Source organism: Streptomyces sp. 7-21 (assembly GCF_016741785.1).
Classification (GTDB): Bacteria; Actinomycetota; Actinomycetes; order Streptomycetales; family Streptomycetaceae; genus Streptomyces.
Window position 1 is genome coordinate 71274 of sequence record NZ_JAERRL010000010.1, and the last position, 14641, is coordinate 85914.

At 74.0% G+C, this 14641-nt stretch carries 15 protein-coding genes and 2 tRNA genes; 7 read left to right on the forward strand and 10 right to left on the reverse strand.

What is annotated here, in order from left to right; genetic code table 11:
- Window positions 1–13: 13 nt before the first annotated feature.
- Window positions 14–469, reverse strand: coding sequence for a MarR family winged helix-turn-helix transcriptional regulator (locus JK356_RS14555; RefSeq protein WP_201868270.1), 456 nt, complete (start codon window positions 467–469; stop codon window positions 14–16).
- Window positions 470–527: 58 nt separating this feature from the next.
- Between JK356_RS14555 and JK356_RS14560 the strand changes: the two genes are divergently transcribed.
- Genes JK356_RS14560 through JK356_RS14570 form a run of 3 tightly spaced genes read left to right on the forward strand, consistent with a single transcriptional unit; the run spans window position 528 to window position 2131 of the window.
- Window positions 528–1304: an alpha/beta fold hydrolase gene (locus tag JK356_RS14560; protein ID WP_201868272.1), complete on the forward strand. Its 777-nt coding sequence runs from the start codon at window positions 528–530 to the stop codon at window positions 1302–1304.
- Window positions 1305–1327: 23 nt separating this feature from the next.
- Entirely contained in the window at window positions 1328–1741 is a 414-nt protein-coding gene (locus JK356_RS14565) for a hypothetical protein (protein WP_201868274.1), read from the forward strand.
- 24 nt (window positions 1742–1765) lie between these two features.
- Window positions 1766–2131, forward strand: coding sequence for a PH domain-containing protein (locus JK356_RS14570; RefSeq protein WP_201868276.1), 366 nt, complete (start codon window positions 1766–1768; stop codon window positions 2129–2131).
- Window positions 2132–2175: 44 nt separating this feature from the next.
- Here the strand turns inward: JK356_RS14570 and JK356_RS14575 are convergent, their stop codons facing one another.
- The 3 genes from JK356_RS14575 to JK356_RS14585 all read right to left on the reverse strand — a co-directional run bounded on the left by JK356_RS14575 (window position 2176) and on the right by JK356_RS14585 (window position 3379).
- The gene (locus JK356_RS14575) at window positions 2176–2628 is read right to left on the reverse strand and encodes a hypothetical protein (RefSeq protein WP_201868278.1); all 453 of its coding nucleotides are present in this window, start codon (window positions 2626–2628) and stop codon (window positions 2176–2178) included.
- 309 nt (window positions 2629–2937) lie between these two features.
- Window positions 2938–3010: transfer RNA gene (locus tag JK356_RS14580), tRNA-Arg, on the reverse strand.
- A gap of 276 nt (window positions 3011–3286) precedes the next feature.
- Window positions 3287–3379, reverse strand: a tRNA-Ser gene (locus JK356_RS14585).
- Between the two features lie 197 nt (window positions 3380–3576).
- Between JK356_RS14585 and JK356_RS14590 the strand changes: the two genes are divergently transcribed.
- On the forward strand, window positions 3577–4029 hold the full coding sequence (locus tag JK356_RS14590; protein ID WP_201868279.1) for an SSI family serine proteinase inhibitor: 453 nt from the start codon (window positions 3577–3579) through the stop codon (window positions 4027–4029).
- Between the two features lie 122 nt (window positions 4030–4151).
- A complete protein-coding gene (locus JK356_RS14595; protein ID WP_201868280.1) occupies window positions 4152–7616 on the forward strand; it encodes a PAS domain-containing protein in 3465 nt (1154 codons plus the stop codon).
- Between the two features lie 36 nt (window positions 7617–7652).
- On the opposite strand, the gene JK356_RS14600 is transcribed toward JK356_RS14595, so the two are convergent.
- From JK356_RS14600 to JK356_RS14625, 6 genes are all read right to left on the reverse strand, one after another.
- A complete protein-coding gene (locus JK356_RS14600; protein WP_201868281.1) occupies window positions 7653–9341 on the reverse strand; it encodes a long-chain fatty acid--CoA ligase in 1689 nt (562 codons plus the stop codon).
- A 126-nt stretch (window positions 9342–9467) separates the two neighbouring features.
- On the reverse strand, window positions 9468–10079 hold the full coding sequence (locus tag JK356_RS14605; RefSeq protein WP_201868282.1) for a SigE family RNA polymerase sigma factor: 612 nt from the start codon (window positions 10077–10079) through the stop codon (window positions 9468–9470).
- Between the two features lie 281 nt (window positions 10080–10360).
- On the reverse strand, window positions 10361–10684 hold the full coding sequence (locus tag JK356_RS14610) for a hypothetical protein (protein ID WP_201868283.1): 324 nt from the start codon (window positions 10682–10684) through the stop codon (window positions 10361–10363).
- Between the two features lie 273 nt (window positions 10685–10957).
- A complete protein-coding gene (locus JK356_RS14615) occupies window positions 10958–11452 on the reverse strand; it encodes a hypothetical protein (protein WP_201868285.1) in 495 nt (164 codons plus the stop codon).
- Window positions 11453–11536: 84 nt separating this feature from the next.
- Window positions 11537–12244, reverse strand: coding sequence for a hypothetical protein (locus tag JK356_RS14620; protein WP_201868286.1), 708 nt, complete (start codon window positions 12242–12244; stop codon window positions 11537–11539).
- Window positions 12228–12770 carry an RNA polymerase sigma factor gene (locus tag JK356_RS14625; protein ID WP_201868287.1) on the reverse strand — a complete coding sequence of 181 codons (543 nt, stop codon included), beginning with the start codon at window positions 12768–12770 and terminating at the stop codon, window positions 12228–12230. The genes JK356_RS14620 and JK356_RS14625 overlap by 17 nt, the downstream gene beginning before the upstream one ends.
- A 426-nt stretch (window positions 12771–13196) precedes the next feature.
- Here JK356_RS14625 and JK356_RS14630 point away from each other — a divergent pair, with 426 nt between their 5' ends.
- Window positions 13197–14333, forward strand: coding sequence for a serine hydrolase (locus JK356_RS14630; protein ID WP_236671326.1), 1137 nt, complete (start codon window positions 13197–13199; stop codon window positions 14331–14333).
- Window positions 14334–14447: 114 nt separating this feature from the next.
- Window positions 14448–14582 carry a hypothetical protein gene (locus JK356_RS22225; RefSeq protein WP_269137139.1) on the forward strand — a complete coding sequence of 45 codons (135 nt, stop codon included), beginning with the start codon at window positions 14448–14450 and terminating at the stop codon, window positions 14580–14582.
- Window positions 14583–14641: the final 59 nt, after the last annotated feature.

Sequence of the window (14641 nt, forward strand, 5' to 3'; positions counted from 1 at the left end):
AGCCCGGTCAGCGTCAGTCCAGGTCGACGTGGTCAAGGGCGTCCAGGAGGCGGGACAGCACGCGCACGCAGCCGTCGAGGTCGGCGTCGGTCACGCCGCCGGCGGCGGGGCGCAGCAGGGCGCGTTCGCGGTCGGTCACGGCGGCAAGGGCGGCTTGGCCCTCGTCGGTGAGCCGGAAGAGCACGGACCGCCGGTGCGCCGGATTGGGCACCGGCTCCACCAGGCCGCGCGTGGCGGCCTCGTTGGCCATGCGCTGCACGAACTGGCGGCTGAGCGCCTGCTCCCTGCCCATCTGCGGGACGGTCATCGGTCCGTGCTCGCGCAGCATGCGGAGCACGGCGCGCACTCCCGCCGGCAGGCCCATGTGGGGGGTGTCCAGCTCGACCTTGCGGTGGATGCGCCGGTACAGCGGGCCGACCAGGTCGAAGACCTCGACCAGCCGGTCCGCGCGTTCCTCGCTGTCACTCATCCCGCCATCATGACACCTGGGTTGTCATTCCGCGTCCAAAAATGACACCTTAGTTGTCATGAGTGATCTCTACTGGCACGAGTCCGGCACCGGCCGCCCCGTCGTCCTGCTGCACGGCGGCTTCCTGCACCACGGCATGTGGGAGGAGCAGATCCCGTTCCTCGCCGCCCGGTACCGCGTCATCGCCCCCGACGCGCGCGGCCACGGCCGTTCCCCGAACGCCACCGGGCCGTTCCGCGCCGCTGATGACGTCGCCGCACTGCTGCGGCACCTGGACACCGGCCCCGCCATCCTCGTGGGCTGCTCCATGGGCGGCGGCACCGCGGTCGACACCGCGCTGGAGCACCCCGGACTCGTCAGCGCCGTCGTCGTCAGCGGCGTTGGCACCAGCGAGCCGTACTTCACCGACCCGTGGACGACGCGCGCCCTGACGGCCACCCAGCAGGCCATCGCCGCGGGCGACCTGGACGGCGCGGTCGAGGCGCACACCGCGCTCGCCGCCGGCCCGCACCGCACCCTGGACGACCTCGACCCCGGCGTCGTGGCCAGGCTGCGGGACATGACCAGGACCACCATGTCCAAGCACCGGCACGACGAGCCGAACCACCTGGTGCCCGTGCCGGACACCTGGGAGCGGGCCGCGGGCCTCACCGTCCCCGTCGTCGCCCTCAACGGCTCCCTCGACTCCCCCGACCACCTCGGCATGGCCGGACGCCTGGCCCGCACCGTGGCCAGCGGCCGCGTGCTCACGGTCGACGGCGCCGCGCACTACCCCAACATGGAGCGTCCCGCCGTCTTCAACGCGCTGCTGGGGGACGTCCTCTCGGCTTTCTGACGGTTCCGGGGCACAGTGGGGGCATGAGACCGGACCTGCTCCGCGCCGTGGGCGCGGCCACAGCGGTGTACGGAGCGGTGGTGGCGGCCCGGCCCGGGCTGCTGACGGGCCCGTCCGGGCTGCGCGGTGAGGACGCCCGGACGGCGGTGCGGCCGGTCGGGCTGCGCGACGCGGCCAGCGGGCTCGCGCTGCTGCTCGCTCCCCGCGGCCCGGCGCTGCGGACGGCCGCCGCGGTGCGGATCGCCGCCGACCTCGGGGACGCGGTGCTGCTGGGCCGCACGCTCCCGGGCAGCTGGCGCCGCCGGGGCGCGGCCGCGGTCGGCGTGGCCTGGGGCGCGCTGTCGGTCGCCGGACTGCTGCTGCCCGAGCGGACGGGCCGCCGCGAGGAGGGCCGGGGGCGCGGCGGCCGCAGGTACGCTGCCAGGAAGGCCGACTGAGAACTCACCACAGGGGGCAGTGACGTGGCGCTGTTCGGGAACGCTCATGCCATCGACCCGGGGTCCGCGCAGCAGGAGTACGCGCGGCTGCTGGGCGCCGGCGAACAGGTGCAGGCCGCGTACCTGCTGATCCGGGACACGATCCTGCTGACCAACCGGCGGCTGATCATGATCGACAAGCAGGGGATCACCGGCAAGAAGGTGGAGTACCACTCCATCCCTTACCGCTCCATCTCCCACTTCGCGGTCGAGACCGCCGGGCACTTCGACCTCGACGCCGAGCTGAAGATCTGGATCTCCAGCTCCGAGACGCCGATCGAGAAGACGTTCACCAAGGGCGTGGACATCTACGAGGTCCAGGCGATCCTCACGCACTACGTCACGCAGTAGCGCGGCCGCTGGCGGCCAGCGCGGGGAACGTGGTGCGCGCCGCCTCAGGCTGGGCGTTCCCACAGGAGAGCTATCCGGCCCTCCGTCCAGTCGGGCAGGCGTGCAGCGAGTCTGCTCAGCGACGGGCCTCGCACGTGATGCCAGTGCACGGTCAGCGGCGTACCGAACAACTGCCGGAACCAGGACTGGAGGCCTGGCGCGGCACCAGACAACGCCTGGTCACGCGTCATCTCGGGTTCGGGCAGCTCATGCAGCGGGTACACGCACAAGGCGTAACGGCCTTCGATAGGCCCGGGAAAGAACGCGACGGCCCGGACGTCCTGCCACCCCAGGCGGGTAATGGACCCGCGTTTGTACGCATCGTGGTACTCGACCCCGTCGGGGCCGAAACGCACCGCCGGGTCATCCTTGCGGCTCGGACTTGGCCCGCCCAGGTACGCCTCAATGGTGCTTATCAGCCGGTTTCTCGGCCGGTAGAACAGCGATTCGCCGCCCATTGCACAGCTCCTCCGCCAGCTCACCCCTCGATCGCAGCCCGCGACCCGGGTTCTGCACGCGCGCCTGGCTCGTCTGTCCTCCCCGGAGGCTACGGCCCCCGCCCGGGACCGGTCCCCGGGCGGGGGATCCCAGCCGAGCGGCGACCGGCGTCCGGGTCAGAGCCGTGTCACACTCGGCCTACCGCGCGTCACTCTTCGTTACGACGTCGCTGTCACGAGATGACCGTGGGCGCCGGCAGCTGTTGCCGCACTCCGCCAGCCGGACATACGCGAAGGCCCCGTTCCAGTCGTGGAACGGGGCCTGAGCTGCGCGCTCGGCAGGATTCGAACCTGCAACCTTCTGATCCGTAGTCAGATGCTCTATCCGTTAAGCTACGAGCGCTCGGCCCCCGCTTGCGGCGGGGCCGTGTTGCGCGACCAGAGTACAGCAGGTGCGGCCCGGGAGTGAAATCCATCGGGGTGAAGCAGCCCACATCGCCTCGCGCACGCGGCTGACCTGCGCAAACACCCCTCGCAGAAGAGCGCGGGCGGCCCGGGACGCGCCCGCCCGCGGCCGCATGCCGGAACACATGCCGGACACACGTGCCAGACAGCGAGAAGCCCCGGCCCGAGGGCCGGGGCTTCCGCGTCGTCCTGCTGGTGATCATCGCGATCACAGTGGCGGAGGCTCCGGGATTTGAACCCGGGATCGGGGGGAACCCGAAACCGCATTAGCAGTGCGGCGCCATAGACCAGACTAGGCGAAGCCTCCCCACACGGCGTCGCACGAGGCAACGCGTGCGTGCAAATGATGCCACAGTCCCGGTGGACGCAGCCAATCGGATTCCACCCTAAGGGGCGAAGAGCGGGGAGTCGAGTTGCGCAACGAACCGGCTCGGGGAGCGTTAGCAGGGAGACATACCCGTCCATCCTGACTCACGCTTCACCGTGACCCGAGGGAGTACCCCCATGCGCACCCGCCTCGCTGCCGCCGCCCTCCCGCTCGCCGCCGCCAGCGCGCTCGGCCTCGCCGCCGCCGCGCCCGCCCACGCCGGCGGCGGCACCGCCGCGGACCCCCGGCTCCAGCACCCCTACCACGTGGTCATCACCGTCACCGACAGCGGTGAGGACGACGGCACCTACGAGCTGTACTGCGACCCGGTCTCCGGCCTCTCCTACGGCCAGCACCCCGAGCCCGGCGCGGCCTGCGACGCCCTCCTCAGCTCCGGGCAGCCGTTCGAGCCCGTCTCCTCCGACGCGCTGTGCACCTACATGTACGGCGGCCCGGCCCGGGCCCACGTCTCCGGCACCTGGGCCGGCGAGCCGGTCGAGGCCGCCTTCACCCGCGACAACGGCTGCGAGATCGACCGGTGGAACCGGCTCGTGCCCGCTCTGCCCCGGATTGGCGGCGAAGGTGCCTGAATCGCTCCTTTCGAACGCACCGTCGCTTCGCGGGGCGTGGGCCGTAGACTCCCCCTAATGCCACGCACGGGGGACGTGCGCCCGGGAACACGTGGTTCAAGGGAGAGGGAGGAATCGACGTCGTGAGCAGCAGGCCAGCGAGAGGCGCTGCTCGCCTCGCCGCGATACTCGACGCGCTGCCCGACGCCCTGTTGCTCGTCAACGGCAACGGCACCGTCGTGAACGCGAACGCCATCGCAGTGGAGACCCTCGAGGCTCCGGGAGCCCCTCTCATCGGCCGCGGCCTCCTCGACATCGTTCCCGACTTCGACCCCCGGCGGATCCCGGGGTCGATGCGCCGTCCCCAGGACGACCCGGGCGCCCGCACCAAGCCGACGCGCATGATCGCGCGGCGCACCGACGGCACCGAGCTGCAAGTCGAGGTGACGAGCGCCGGGCTGAACAGCCATCGGTCGCCCTACGCTTCGGCGGTCGAAGCGGCGTTCGCCGACGACTACGCCGGCGAGGAGCTGCTGATGCTCGTGGTCCGCGACCTGACGGGAACGCTGGACACCGAAGCCGAACTGGTGCGCCAGCAGCGGCAGACGGAGATGATCCTGCGCGCCGCCTCCGAGGGCGTGGTGGGCGTCGACACCGCCGGCCGGATAGTGCTGGTCAACCCGGCGGCGGCGCAGATCCTCGGGCACCGGGCGAGCCAGCTCGGCGGCCAGGAGCTGCACCCCCTGATACAGCACTCGCGGGCGGACGGCACGCCGCTGGCGTTCGAGGAGACCCCGCTGCACGACACCCTCTCCTCCGGGCGCAAGCACCGGGTGCGCGGGCAGGTGCTGTGGACCAAGGACGGCAAGGCCGTGCCGGTGGACCTGACGACGGCCCCGGTGCGGGACGGCGACCAGCTGGTCGGCGCGGTTCTGGCGTTCACCGACCGGCGGGCGCACGACGCGCTGGCCGCGCGGCACGCCCAGCTGACGTCCGTGCTGACCGACAGCCTGCGGGGGCCGCTGGAGGAGCTGCGCCAGGAGCTCTCCGCGCTGGCGGCCGACCCGGCGGGGCAGCTGTGGCCGGAGGCCAACCAGGTGCTGCACCATCTGGCCGCCGGCTACACGCGGATGACGACGCTGCTGGACAACGTCCTCAGCTTCCAGCGCCTCGACGAGGGGCGCGAGAAGCTCCACCGGCGGCAGGTCTCCCTGGAGTCGGTGGTGGCCGCGGGCGTGGAGGGCGCCACCGAGCTGATCGGGCCCGGCCGGGCCCAGTTCGCCGTGCACGCGCCGCCGATCGAGGTGGAGGTCGACGAGGAGCGCATGGCGCTGGCGCTGGCACACCTGGTGGCCGACGTGGCGGGCGTGGACGCGACCGGGCGGCAGGGCCAGCCGGGCGGCGACTCGACCATCGTCGTCGCCGCCGCGCGCCGCGGTGACGTGGTGCGGATCGAGGTGCGCGGCCCGCACCCCGGCGGCAGCCCGGTGCACGAGCCGATCGTGCGCGGCGTGGTGCAGCAGCACGGGGGTGTCGTGCAGACCCACGAGATGCCGGGCTCCGGCGGCGGGCAGGCGTACGTCGTGGAGGTGCCGGTGGTCTCCGGCACGGCCGCGCCGGCGCCGAAGCGGGCCGCCAAGGACGGCAGCGGCGAGACGACCGTGATGCCCGTGCCCGCGCAGCCCGCCCGCGGCACCGGCGAGCACGCCGCCGCCGAGGGCGGGCAGGACACCACCCCGGCGCCCGGCCGGCCGCAGCTGCCGGCGCCCGCCGGGACCGGGCGGCGCCGCAAGCAGGCGGCGCCGGAGGAGCGCGAGGGGCAGGCCGACGAGGCGGCGCCCGTCCGGCAGGGCAACGGGCGCCGCCGGCGCGCGCTGGCCAGCGGCGACCAGCCGGCCGTCCCCCGGCAGGCCGTGGCGGGCCCGGCGCCTCAGCCCGGCGGTGGTCCCGGCGCAGCGGCGGGGCAGACGGACCGTCCGACCGGCCGCCGCAGGCGCGCGAAGCCTCCCGAGGCCACTCCCGAACGCCACGAGCGCCCGGAGCTTCCGGCGCCCGGCGCCGCGCCCGCACCGGAGAACGCGCCTGCGGTGGGCCCGGCCGCGCTGGAGCCCGCCGTGGCGCAGCACGCCGCGCCCGCGCCCCCCGCCGCCGCCCACGCGCCGCAGCCGCAGCCGCCGCAGCCCGTGCCGCAGCAGACGCCGCCCCAGCCCCAGCAGACCCCGCAGGAGCAGCAGGCCCAGCCGCAGGGCAACGCCGCGCAGGCGCCACCGGAGCACCCGCGCGACCCCGCAGCGGAGGAGCCCGAGCCCCGGCCGGTGGAGCACTCGGTCGTCGCGGCCAGCCCGATCCTGGACGGCAGCGCGCCGCGGCCCCCCACCGTGCACCGGCCGCGTTCCCTGCCGATGCCGGGCAGCGAGTCCGCCAAGTCTGACCCGCGGTCGCTGCCGGGCGTCAGCGTGCGCACGCTCGGCCAGGGCGTGCCGGTCAACGCCGCCGGGTCCGTGCCACGCCAGCCCGCACCGGCCCCGGCCGCGCCGGCCCCGGCACCCACGCCAGCGCCGACACCGACGCCGACGCGCCGCCGGAAGCTGGCGACGCCGCCCGCCGACGACCCGCGCATGACCGCCACCGCCACGCCGCCGCAGGGCACGGCCGCACCGCCGCAGCAGACGCCACCGCAGCAGGCCCCGCCGCAGCAGACGCCGCCGCAGCCGAAGCCCGCCGAGGGCGCACGGGAGTTCACGATCAGCGCGCCGGCGGCGGGCGCGGACGAGGGCCCCGAGCCGCTCGACGGCCCCAACGGCGCCGTCGAGGTTTCCGAGCAGCACGGGCCCGACGCGCAGCCCGGCGGCCTGCGGCTGCCCGGACCGGCCGAGGACGAGCTGCCGCCCGAGCCGCTGGACAACCCCCGCCGCCTGCTGGTGTGGCCCGAGCCCGACGTGTCGACGCAGCAGGCGCTGACCGACCGCGGCTACCGCCCGGTGATCGTGAACTCCCGGGAGGAGGTGGACGCGCAGATCGCGGCCTACCCGGCGGCGCTGTTCGTCGACCCGCTCACCGGGCCGATCACGCGCACGGCGCTCCAGTCGCTGCGGCAGGCGGCCGTCGCGGCCGAGGTGCCGGTGCTGGTGACGGCGGGCCTGGGGCAGGCGAGCCGCGAGGCCGCGTACGGCGCGGACCCGGCCGTGCTGCTGAAGGCGCTCGCCCCGCGCGACAGCGAGCAGCATCCGCCGCGGGTGCTGCTGGTGGAGTCGCAGCAGGCGATCGCGAACGCCCTGGCGGTGTCGCTCGAGCGGCGCGGCATGCAGGCCGCGCACGCCTCCTCGGACGCCGAGGCCGTCGAGGTCGCGCAGCAGGTCAGGCCGAACCTCGTCGTCATGGACCTCAACCAGGTCAGGCGCCGCAGGGCCGGGATCATCGACTGGCTGCGCGTCAACGGCCTGCTGGCGCGCACCCCGTTCGTCGTCTACACGGCGGCGGAGATGGACCCCTCGCAGCTGCCGCTGCTGGCCTCGGGCGAGACCGTGCTGTTCCTGGCGGAACGCTCGACGCAGCCGGAGGTGCAGGCGCGGATCGTGGACCTGCTGGCCAAGATCGGGGCGCACTGACCCCCGGCCCCGCTGCCGGGCCCGCGCGGCCGGTGGTCAGTGCCGCAGCTCGGTGACCTCCAGGTCGCCGCTGGCGTACCGGGCGCGCAGCAGCTTCTTGTCGAACTTGCCGACGCTGGTCTTGGGCACCGCCTCGATGCGGGTCCAGCGCTCGGGCAGCTGCCAGCGCGGCACGTGCCGCGCGAGGAAGGCGCGCAGCTCCTCGAACGACGCGGACGGCGCGGCGCCGTCCCCCTCTTCCGCGGCCGCCCGCGCCGGGGCGGGGACGACGGCGGCCAGCGGCCGTTCACCCCACTTCTCGTCCGGCACGGCGATGACGGCGGCCTCGGCGACGGCCGGGTGCGCCATCAGGTGGTTCTCCAGGGCCACGGACGATATCCACTCGCCGCCGGACTTGATGACGTCCTTGGCCCGGTCCGTCAGCGTCAGGTAGCCATCGGGCGTGATGGTGCCGACGTCGCCGGTGCGCAGCCAGCCGTCGGGGCTGAACCGGTCCTCGGGACGCTGCGGCTCGGCCCCCGGCCCGCCGTGGTACGCCCCGGCGATCCACGGGCCGCGCACCTCCAGCTCGCCCTCGCTGCGCCCGTCCCACGGCAGGATGGCGCCGCCGGGCCCGGCCAGCCGCGCCTGCACGCCGCAGGGGAAGCGGCCCTGGGTGACGCGGTACGGCCACTCCTCTTCAGGGCTCAGGCCCGGCGGCGGTTGCGACACGGTGCCGAGCGGTGACGTCTCAGTCATGCCCCAGGCGTGGCAGACCCGCACGCCGTGCCGCTCCTCGAAGGCGCGCATCAGCGACTCGGGGCAGGCCGAGCCGCCGATGGTGACGCGGCTGAGGCACGACACGTCGCGCGGCCGGGCCGCCAGCTCGGCGAGCAGCCCCTGCCAGATGACGGGGACCGCCGCAGCGTGGGTGGGGCGGATCGCCTGGATCATGTCGGCGAGCGCGCTGGGGCTCAGGAAACGGTCGGGCAGCAGCAGGCTGGTGCCGCTCATCAGGGCGGCGTGCGGCAGGCCCCAGGCCAGCACGTGGAACTGCGGCACCACGGGCAGCGTGGTGTCGGCCGAGGTCAGCCCCATCGACTCGGCCGCCAGGACCTGCATGGAGTGCAGGTAGATGGAGCGGTGGGTGTAGACCGTGCCCTTGGGGTCGCCGGTGGTGCCCGAGGTGTAGCACAGGGCGGCGGCGGTCCGCTCGTCCAGCACGGGCCAGTCGTAGTGGCCGGGGCGGTCGGCGATCAGCTCCTCGTAGTCGTGCACGGCGGCGCGGGTGCCGCGCAGCAGGCCGCGGTCGCCGGGGCCGGCGACGACGACGTGTGCGACGCGGGGCAGCTCGGGCAGCAGCGGGGCCAGCAGCGGTAGCAGCGAGCCGTTGACGAGGATGACGCGGTCGTCGGCGTGCCGGGCGATCCAGGCGATCTGCTCGCCGGGCAGCCGGAGGTTGAGGGTGTGCAGGACGGCGCCCATGCCGGGGACGGCGAAGTACGCCTCCACGTGCTCGGCGTTGTTCCACATCAGGGTGGCGACGACGTCACCCTCGCGCACGCCGAGGTCGTCGCTGAGGGCGTGCGCGAGCTGGGCGGCGCGGCGGCCGGTCTCGGCGAACGACTGCCGGTGCGCGGTGCCGTGCTCGGTCCAGGTGTAGACCTGGGCGCGGGCGTGGACGGTGGAACCGTGGTCGAGGATGCGGCTGACGAGAAGCGGAACGTCCTGCATCGTGCCGTGCACCGGGCCTCCCCACACTCGCCGGTGACCTGAGGTCTCCGGGCAGTGTGGCACCGGCGGGGAGGTAAGAACAGGGGGTGTGCGAGCCCTGGATCGCGCCGGGCGCGCGCCCGCGTGTGCTGCGTGTGCTCAGGCGGCCATGGCCTGGCTGTCCCGGTCGAGTGCGGGGGTGAGCCCTCCGTCGATCGCGCCGTCGAGCCCTTCGGCGATGCCGGGGCCGGCGACCTCGGCCAGTTCGCGGTCCTCGCGGAGCTTGGCGAGCGCGCGGGAGACCGCGCTCTTGACCGTGCCGACGGAGACGCCGAGCACCTGGGCGGTGGCCGCCTCGCTGAGGTCCTCGTAGTACCGCAGGACGACCATGGCGCGCTGCCGCGGCGGAAGTCTGACCACGGCGCGCCACATCGCGTCGCGGACCGCCTGCTGCTCGGCCGGGTCAGGCCCGGGCACCGGGTCGGGCTCGGGCAGCTCCTCGACGGCGTACTCGTCGACGCGCCGCTTGCGCCACTGGGAGGTGCGGGTGTTGAGCAGTGCCCGCCGCACGTAGCCGTCGAGGGCGCGGTGGTCCTCGATGCGCTCCCAGGCGAGGTAGGTCTTGGTGAGAGCGGTCTGGAGCAGGTCCTCGGCGTCGCTGGGGTTGGACGTCAGCGAGCGCGCCGTGCGCATGAGCACCGGGCCGCGCGCCCGCACGTAGGACGTGAAGGTCGGCGGCTGCGCCGTTGGGGCTGTCCGGGGCGTCGTCATGTGCAACAAACTAGGAGACATCACCCGGGCGGCGGATCGCCCGGAGGTCGCGATGGCGTCTCCGCCCCAGGGTGTAGAGGCGGGGCTGAGGCCACCTCCCAGGGGTGGAGGGCGCGGCCCGGGTCTCCTCAGGGAGGATCAGGGATTCACCTGATGATCGAATGGTGGCCGAAACGGCGCGGTCGCGCCCTGGCAGGACGCGACCGCGCCAGGTGACCTTCCGGTCACGCCGGTGACGCACCCCGGACATCACCGGCGTCCGTGCCGGGCGCGTTCGCGGGTCAGAACAGCGCGCCGAAGTTGATGGTGACGCTCCGGTGGTCGTTGTGCTGGAGGATCGGGGCGAAGTTCGGGCCGTCTACCTGGGCGGTACTGGACTGGTTGGAGGCGTTGGCGCCGATCGCCGACTGCTGGGTGGCGGCGGCGTTACCGGTGTTCACTCCTGCGAATCCGGCGTGCTCGCTGACGACGCCGGCGTTCGCGCCTACGGCCGCGTTGCCCGCGGTGACCGGGCCTACGGCGTGCGCGACGCCCCCGAGGGCGCCAAGGGTCAGGGGAAGGGCCGCCGCGACGGCGGCGAGGCGGGCGGTGCGGATGCGTGCCATGTCCAGTTCCTCCATGGGATCGCGTGGTTCGCTGCGGGTGTTCGCCGCTGCGGGACGGTGCTGGGGGAAGCCCCCCTCGGGCGGGCAGTTGGCCTTCTGCCGCGAACTCGGAACGACGTCGCGAAACGAGAGTTGCCCACGGAAACCGGGGTGAACCAGGGAAAGCGGCACGATTCCCTCGGAGGTATGACGGCGGCACGCTAAACCGGCTCGCGTGTGCTGCCCGGCGCTCACGCTGCCTCGTCGTGCGCCGGGCGCGCGGGGCGGCGGCAGTCAGTTAGGCCGGTGGAAGCAGAACATCGGAGGCCCGCCGTCCCCCGCCTCGCCCTCCGAGCAGGGGGTGATGTACCTCAGGCACCAGCCGTCGCGGCCCTCGGCGAAGGCCAGGTGGTAGGCGACCCCGACCTCCTGGGTCTCCACCGTCGCCACCCCAGAGGTCCGGCCCGTCGTCTCGTCCTCGAGGGTGGTCGTGCCGGCGACCGTGGCCCTGCCGATGACCTCCGGCAGAGTCTCGAGGAGTCCGAGCGAGCTGGAGCCGTCCGGGCAGGCCATGGCGGCGTAGGCGGCCTCGTCCCCCTCGGTCATGGCGTCCGCGACGGTCTCGGCCGCCGCCTGGAGGCTGTCGCCGTCGCCGCCTCTGACCACGAGCCACAGCCCGGCGGCCGTGCACCCGGCGACGGCCAGCCCGGCGGCCGCCCACCACCGGCGGGAGCGGCCGGGGCGGCTGCCCAACTCGCCTCCCTCTGAGCTGCCGTTGAGGCTGCTCATCCCTATCTCACCACCATCCACGCGGGTATGACGGTCAGTTACAAAGGAGTGGCAGGAGCCGGATACGAGGGCGCCGGGCCGCTCTCAGGCCGTCGCCGTCAGCTCCTCGATCCGCCGGGCGAATCCTGCCTCTGGCAGGGGGAGTTCACACTCGTCCACGTAGGCAACGGCCCCCGGCACGTAGTGGACGACCGCGGTAGCCGCCGCCGTCAGGCCGGTGCCGTCGTCACCGGCGCCGGCCGTGTCGCCGTCGCCGCCGTCCTCGTTCCGCAGGCCCGTCAGCACCCGCAGGACGAGTTCCGGGCCGCAGCCGTCGTCGCCGGGCGGCTCGGGCGACTGCCGGTGCCACAGCTCCGCCTCCCACTCCTCGCCCAGCGTCAGGTGGTGCAGGTACAGGCAGAACGCGGCCGCCCCGTCTCCCGCCCCGGCGGCGAACTGCCACCAGAAGCGGGCGCCGTCCTCCCGCCCCGCCAGCTGGAGCACGCACCCGAGCACCCGCGCCCCGGCAGGCTCCGGCACCCGCCGGGCGAGGAACGCGGCCAGGCGGCGCAGCGCTCCCGCCTCCTCGACGACGGTCCGGCACAGCATCGCCAGCTGCCGCTTCGCCTCGCTGACGGCGCCGCTGCCCGGCGGCGGCCGGCCGTCGGCGGCCGCGTCCCGGGCCATGCGCGCGGCGACGAGCGCCGCGACCCGTGCCTCGGCCTCCGCAAGCTCCTGCTGGCTGTAGGGCCGTGGCGTCAGCACGGCCCGGGCCAGCGCCCGTTCCAGCGGCGACTCAGCCACCGACGCCATCGCCGCTCCCCCTCTCCGCGACCCGCTCGGTCAGCCCGAGCGACTCCTTCAGCCGGTGCCGGGCGTACCGGGCCGTGGACCGCACGCCGGGCACGCTGATGCCGAGGATGTCCGCGGTCTCCGCCGTGCTGTAGCCGATGCAGTACAGCAGCACGATCACATCGTGCTGGCGCTCGGGGAGTTCGCGGATCGCCTGGTAGATGGACAGGCTCTCTTCCAGCTCGCCGATGGGATCGACGGCGGTGTGCAGGGCGTGGGTCTCGAAGGCGGCGCTGTCCATCACGACGGGACGCCGTCCCCGGGCGCGCGCCGCGTCGATGGTGCGGTGCTTGAGAATCGTCCAGGCGTAGCCCGCCGGGCTGTCGAGCCGCAGCACGTCCGCCCAGTCGGCGGCGAGCTGCTCGAAGGTGCGGTCCACCGCTTCCTCGGCGTCCGCGCGGTCGCCGAGGTACAGCTCGGCCCAGCGCACGTAGGCGGGGCGGTACATCTGGTGAAAGGCGCGGAAGTCCGCGGGCAGGGACGGCAACGGGGCAATACCAGTCGGTCGTACGGACGCTGCTTCACTCACCGGTGTCCCTCCCGCCCCGGCGCGGCCTGAGCGGGTATGGCGAGCTCTGGCGGGGATCCCTCGTTGTCTCCCACGAGCTGAACTGTCACGGACGTTCGGGCCTCTCGGTGTCGTCGTCGAGGGAACCGGTCCACCAGCCCCCGGAAGGCACCATGCGCCTTCTGCCCCTAATAGCGACCGGCGCGCACCGATCGTGCATCTCAATGGCCACAAATCTTACGGAGTGAAGCTTCTCAGTTACGGAAAAGATCGCGCTTTCTATGGCCTCCGCACCAGGTCCGCCGTCCGCGCCGTCCCGTCGGTCCAGGGGTGGGGATAGCCCCCGGTGGCAGGGGGGAGGTGGCGGGAGTGACCGGGGCGTCGGAGCCCGGCAGAGTGGGGGCCATGCGAGGCAAGCTGAGGATGATGGTGATCGCGGGGCTGCTGCCGCTGGCCGGCCTCGGGCAGCAGGCGGCGGCCGCGGCCGACCCGGTCGGCGAGGCCGTGAGCGGGCTGACCGAGGAGGGTTTCCCGGCCGCGGTGGCCTATGCGCGCGACGGGGACCAGGACACGACGTACGCGGCGGGGGTCGCCGACACGGCGACCGGCCGCGAGGCCACCGCCGGGGACCGGTTCCGCATCGCCAGCAGCACCAAGGCGTTCACGGCGACCGTGCTGCTCCAGCTGGCGGGCGAGGGCCGCCTGAGCCTGGACGACTCCCTGGCGCAGTGGCTGCCGGACGTGCTGACAGGCAACGGCTACCAGCCGGAGCGGATCACCCTGCGGCAGCTGCTGAACCACACCAGCGGCGTCCACGACCCCGCCACCACCCCGGAGTTCTTCGCGCCCTATCTCGAGGAGGGCGACCGGGCCCACGTCATCACGCCGCGCGAGGTGATCGAGCGCGCCGAAGCGCACGGGCCTGACTTCGCCCCCGGCACGGATGTGGCGTACTCCAACACCGGCTACCTGCTGGCCGGTCTGGTCATCGAGCGTGCCACCGGCCACCCCGTGGAGACGGAGATCGCCCGCCGCGTGCTGGAGCCGCTCGGCCTGCACGACACCTCGCTGCCGCGCACCGACCCGTTCCTCCACGGACCGCACCTGCACGGATACGACCTCGCGGGCCAGGACATGACCGTCTTCAGCCCCTCTTACGACTGGACGGCGGGAGCGATGGTCTCGACCGTGAGCGATCTCGCCCGGTTCCAGCGCGCGCTGTTCGACGGCGAGCTGCTGCCCCCCGCGCAGCAGGCGGAGCTGCGCGAGGTGGTGGCGGCCGGTGAGCGGCAGGGCTACGGGCTGGGCGTGGAGACCATGCAGCTGCCGTGCCCTGACGGCTCGGACCGCGAGCTGTGGGGGACGACCGGCGCCGGCCCCGGCTACTACAGCTACGCCTTCGCCTCGGCGGACAACGAGCGGCAGCTGGTGCTCGCGACGACCGTCTACGACCTGGCCGCCGAGCTGCGCGGCGACGGCACCGCGCCGTGGCCGGCCTCGCCGCTGGCGCCGCTGACCGCCGCGTTCTGCACGGACGGCTGAGCCCGCGGGTGCGCGGGTGCGCGGGCACCTGCGCGCCCCTTCTGCACCCCCGCGTGCGTACTCCGCAAGGAGGCGGAACGCGCTGCACCGGTTCCGCCTTCGCCCAACGACCGCGTGGACGAGACGGTCAGCGCGCCGCTGACCGGCCCGGGCGGCGGCGCGCACGGCCTGTACGTCGTGGCCGAGTGCCCCGAGGGCGTCCAGCCGGAGCTGTTCACCGGCGACGTCACCTCCGAGGAGGGGCCATGACCGGATCCGCGCCGGGATGAGACGCAAACCCGTTGCCCGCCGCGGCGGGACGTTGCCAT

Coding starts and splice junctions, on each gene's coding strand:
- JK356_RS14555 (WP_201868270.1), bottom strand. CDS start 469: ATGAGTGACAGCGAGGAACGCGCGGACCGGCTGGTCGAGGTCTTCGAC.
- JK356_RS14560 (WP_201868272.1), top strand. CDS start 528: ATGAGTGATCTCTACTGGCACGAGTCCGGCACCGGCCGCCCCGTCGTC.
- JK356_RS14565 (WP_201868274.1), top strand. CDS start 1,328: ATGAGACCGGACCTGCTCCGCGCCGTGGGCGCGGCCACAGCGGTGTAC.
- JK356_RS14575 (WP_201868278.1), bottom strand. CDS start 2,628: ATGGGCGGCGAATCGCTGTTCTACCGGCCGAGAAACCGGCTGATAAGC.
- JK356_RS14590 (WP_201868279.1), top strand. CDS start 3,577: ATGCGCACCCGCCTCGCTGCCGCCGCCCTCCCGCTCGCCGCCGCCAGC.
- JK356_RS14605 (WP_201868282.1), bottom strand. CDS start 10,079: ATGACGACGCCCCGGACAGCCCCAACGGCGCAGCCGCCGACCTTCACG.
- JK356_RS14610 (WP_201868283.1), bottom strand. CDS start 10,684: ATGGCACGCATCCGCACCGCCCGCCTCGCCGCCGTCGCGGCGGCCCTT.
- JK356_RS14615 (WP_201868285.1), bottom strand. CDS start 11,452: ATGAGCAGCCTCAACGGCAGCTCAGAGGGAGGCGAGTTGGGCAGCCGC.
- JK356_RS14620 (WP_201868286.1), bottom strand. CDS start 12,244: ATGGCGTCGGTGGCTGAGTCGCCGCTGGAACGGGCGCTGGCCCGGGCC.
- JK356_RS14630 (WP_236671326.1), top strand. CDS start 13,197: ATGCGAGGCAAGCTGAGGATGATGGTGATCGCGGGGCTGCTGCCGCTG.